Origin of the sequence: Pseudomonas sp. PS01299 (genome assembly GCF_029960145.1) — a bacterium.
In the GTDB taxonomy this organism is placed as follows: Bacteria; Pseudomonadota; Gammaproteobacteria; order Pseudomonadales; family Pseudomonadaceae; genus Aquipseudomonas; species Aquipseudomonas putida_A.
On record NZ_JASCPO010000373.1, the window covers coordinates 1 to 3610 of the forward strand.

At 60.0% G+C, this 3610-nt stretch carries 4 protein-coding genes; 3 read left to right on the forward strand and 1 reads right to left on the reverse strand.

Annotation, left to right across the window (positions count from 1 at the left end; genetic code table 11):
• Positions 1–93: 93 nt before the first annotated feature.
• Entirely contained in the window at positions 94–1311 is a 1218-nt protein-coding gene (gene alaC / locus QMX91_RS29825; RefSeq protein ID WP_282413812.1) for an alanine transaminase, read from the reverse strand.
• A gap of 137 nt (positions 1312–1448) precedes the next feature.
• Here alaC and QMX91_RS29830 point away from each other — a divergent pair, with 137 nt between their 5' ends.
• The 3 genes from QMX91_RS29830 to QMX91_RS29840 all read left to right on the forward strand — a co-directional run bounded on the left by QMX91_RS29830 (position 1449) and on the right by QMX91_RS29840 (position 3487).
• Positions 1449–2111 (forward strand): LysE family transporter, encoded by a 663-nt coding sequence (locus tag QMX91_RS29830; RefSeq protein ID WP_007969355.1) that lies wholly within the window; start codon positions 1449–1451, stop codon positions 2109–2111.
• 68 nt (positions 2112–2179) lie between these two features.
• Entirely contained in the window at positions 2180–2674 is a 495-nt protein-coding gene (locus QMX91_RS29835) for a GyrI-like domain-containing protein (RefSeq protein ID WP_135296394.1), read from the forward strand.
• A gap of 324 nt (positions 2675–2998) precedes the next feature.
• The gene (locus QMX91_RS29840) at positions 2999–3487 is read left to right on the forward strand and encodes an N-acetyltransferase (RefSeq protein ID WP_098965213.1); all 489 of its coding nucleotides are present in this window, start codon (positions 2999–3001) and stop codon (positions 3485–3487) included.
• Positions 3488–3610: the final 123 nt, after the last annotated feature.

A 3610-nucleotide genomic window follows, 5' to 3' on the forward strand; every position in this document is an offset into this window, starting at 1 on the left:
GGCTTGCTCGCGAAAGCGGTGTATCAGTCGCTGAAAATGTTGACTGACACGACGTCTTCGCGAGCAAGCCCGCTCCCACAGGGGGGGTAGGTGTCAGGCAGTGGTTTTCGGGGCCAGGCCATCCGCCCGGAACATCCCGCGAATCCCGCGCACCGCCTGACGAATCCGGTCCTGGTTTTCAATCAGTGCGAAGCGCACGTGATCATCGCCATACTCACCAAAACCCACCCCCGGCGAGACGCAGACCTTGGCCTCGGCCAGCAGCTTCTTGGCGAATTCCAGCGAACCCAGATGCGCGTACGCCTCGGGAATCTTCGCCCAGACGTACATCGACGCTTTCGGATTCTCGACCATCCAGCCCAGTTCATGCAGGCCTTTGACCAGCACGTTGCGGCGCTGGCGATACTGCTCGGCGATGTCGCGCACGCATTGCTGATCGCCTTCCAGCGCGGCAATCGCCGCCACTTGCAGCGGAGTGAAGGTGCCGTAGTCGTGGTAGCTCTTGATCCGTGCCAGGGCGTTGACCAGCTCCGGGTTGCCGACCATGAAACCGATGCGCCAGCCGGCCATGTTGTAGCTCTTGGACAGGGTGAAAAACTCCACTGCGATGTCCTTGGCGCCGGGCACCTGCATGATCGACGGGGCTTTCCAGCCGTCGTAGACGATATCGGCGTAAGCCAGGTCGTGAATCACCAGTACGTCGTACTGCTTGGCGAGGGCGATCACCCGTTCGAAGAAATCCAGCTCCACGCATTGTGCGGTAGGGTTGGACGGGAAACCGAGGATCATCATCTTCGGCTTCGGGATCGAGCCACGGATGGCCCGTTCCAGCTCGGCGAAGAAGTCTACGCCGGGCACTAGCGGTACCGAACGCACCTGAGCGCCGGCAATCACTGCGCCGTAGATGTGAATCGGGTAGCTCGGGTTCGGCACCAGCACCGTGTCGCCCTGATCCAGGGTGGCCAGCATCAAATGCGCCAGGCCTTCCTTGGAACCGATGGTGACGATGGCTTCGCTTTCCGGGTCGATGTCGACCGCGTAGCGTTGCTTGTACCAGTTGGAAATCGCCCGACGCAGGCGCGGAATGCCCTTGGACGTGGAGTAACCGTGGGTGTCTTCACGTTGGGCAACTTGTACGAGTTTTTCGACGATGTGCGGCGGTGTGGCCCCGTCGGGGTTGCCCATGCTCAAGTCGATGATGTCTTCACCACGACGCCGCGCGGCCATCTTCAGCTCGGCGGTGATGTTGAAAACGTAAGGGGGGAGTCGATCTATGCGCGCAAAGCGGCGCGGCGAACCTTGTTCAGCCATTGTTGCCTCGGATAACGTAAGCGCCCGGAACCGTCCGAGCGACGCTGGTCACTGCGGTGACCTGTGGCGGAAGATAAGGGCAGCGATGGCAGACTGTCCAGCGTGCACGACAATAATTTTTTCCAAGGAAATGCTTAATGGAATTCACCAGCGGCTTCTTGCTGAGCCTTTCGCTGTGCCTGGACATCGGCGTAGCCAACATCGCGATGATCACCCTGGCGATGCAGCGCGGTTACTTTCAGGGCTTCGCGCTGGGCCTCGGCACTTGCGTCGGCGACCTGATCTACGCGGTGCTGGCGCTGGCCGGGATGACCGTGTTGCTGCAGTACGAAAGCGTGCGCTGGGTGCTGTGGATCGGCGGGTCGGCGCTGCTGATCTACTTTGCGGCGAAGATGATCTATTCGGCGATTCACCACGAAGCGCAGTTGGCGGCGACGGCGGAGGTGGGGCAGAACTCCCATCGCAAGGAATTCTTCCGCGGGATCTTCCTCGCCATGTCCTCGCCCAGCGCGATCCTGTGGTTCGCCGCGGTTGGCGGCACCCTGATCGCCCGCTCCGGTGGCGGCGGCCCGCTCAGCTCGGCGCTGTTTCTCGGCGGTTTTCTCTGCGCCGGCCTGCTGTGGTCGGCCGGTCTGTGCTTTGCCGCAAGCCACGGCGGCAAGTTGCTCGGCGACAAGCTGTTGCGCTATTCCTACATGGCGTCGGCGGCGATCTTCTGCTATTTCGCGGTTTACGTGATCGTATCCGGTTATAACGAGTTCGTTGGCTCCGGCGCTGCCGACCAGTTGCACGCCTTGTGACATTGCGAATCGGGTTTGGCTTCTATACTCAGCAGCCGAACCCCTAATTTTGTTCCAGGAGTCGAGTCATGGATGAGCAAAAACGCGTCGAAGTGGCGGAACCTCGCTTCGAACATGGACACTTCCTGCTGATCGCGGGATTTCGTGGTCGATTTACCCAGGACACGGCCAAGGACATCCCCGCGCTGTGGGAAAAGTTCTTGCCGCACCTGGGAAAGATACAGGGACAAAAAAACGAAGTGACCTACGGCGTCTGCAGCAATTTCGACGACAAGGGTGGCTTCGACTACATCGCCGGGGTAGAAATCAGCAAGCTCGATGACCTCGACCAGAAGGTCTATCAGTGGGTCGAAGTGCTGCCCCGGCAGTACGCGGTGTTCGAGCACAAGGGCCCGCTCGACCAGTTGCCGCAAACCCTGCAATACATCTACAAGACCTGGCTACCGACTTCCCATTACGTGGAACTGAATGCCCCGGAACTGGAACGCTACAGCGCCGATTTCAATCCGCGACTGCACACCGGCAAACTGGAAATCTGCGTGCCGGTCGACAGCAAAACCTGAGTCCATGACGATGAGGCGGATCACTGATCCGCCTCATGTTGTTCAACCGCGCTTGACCTTGCCCAGCCGTCGCGCCCGCAACAGGTCGATGCCCAAGGTGATAAAGCCGAACGTACTGATGCCCAACACCATCAACAAGCCGATTTCAACGCTGCTCATAAGCGGTTTCTCCCAAGGGTGATCAGAGACACAGCGCAGGAATAGCCCGTCAGCGGCACGAAGAAAAGCGCTTATACGCAGGCTTTACGCCCCCCGCGCGGATCGATATGAACACCTTATTCCTTTATGCTTTGCGCACTTTTCTCCGCTGATTTTCGAGCTGCCATGAACACCGTCATCCGCAACGTCACCGCCGCCGACCTGGATCGCTGCTACGCCATCGAAACCGTTGCCTACGAAGGCGATGAAGCCGCCACTCGCGAGAAGATCGCCACGCGCATCGCCACCTGGCCTGAGGGTTTCATCGTCGCCGAAGTAGACGGCGTAGTCGCCGGGTTCATCAACTCGGGCGCGGCGTTTGATGTGCAAATGTCCGACGAGGCGTTCAAGGAGCTGATCGGTCACGACCCGCAAGGGCCGAACGTGGTGATCATGTCGGTGGTGGTGCACCCGGACTATCAGGGCCAGGGTTTGGCCAAGCGACTGATGGCCGAGTTCATCGAGCGCATGCGCGGGATGGACAAGGCGACGATTCATCTGATGTGCAAGGAGAAGCACATTGCGCTGTATGCCGGGTTCGGCTTTGCCTACATCAAGCCGTCGGAGTCCGACCATGGCGGGATGGCGTGGCACGAGATGATCCTGACCCTCTGAAAATCGCTGCAAGCCCAAATGTGGGAGCGGGCTTGCTCGCGAAGGCGGTGTGTCAGTTGCCAATGATTTATCTGACACGACGCCTTAGCGGGCAAGCCCGCGCCCACAGGGGGGCAGTGGGGA

Coding starts and splice junctions, on each gene's coding strand:
- QMX91_RS29840 (WP_098965213.1), top strand. CDS start 2,999: ATGAACACCGTCATCCGCAACGTCACCGCCGCCGACCTGGATCGCTGC.
- QMX91_RS29835 (WP_135296394.1), top strand. CDS start 2,180: ATGGATGAGCAAAAACGCGTCGAAGTGGCGGAACCTCGCTTCGAACAT.
- alaC (WP_282413812.1), bottom strand. CDS start 1,311: ATGGCTGAACAAGGTTCGCCGCGCCGCTTTGCGCGCATAGATCGACTC.
- QMX91_RS29830 (WP_007969355.1), top strand. CDS start 1,449: ATGGAATTCACCAGCGGCTTCTTGCTGAGCCTTTCGCTGTGCCTGGAC.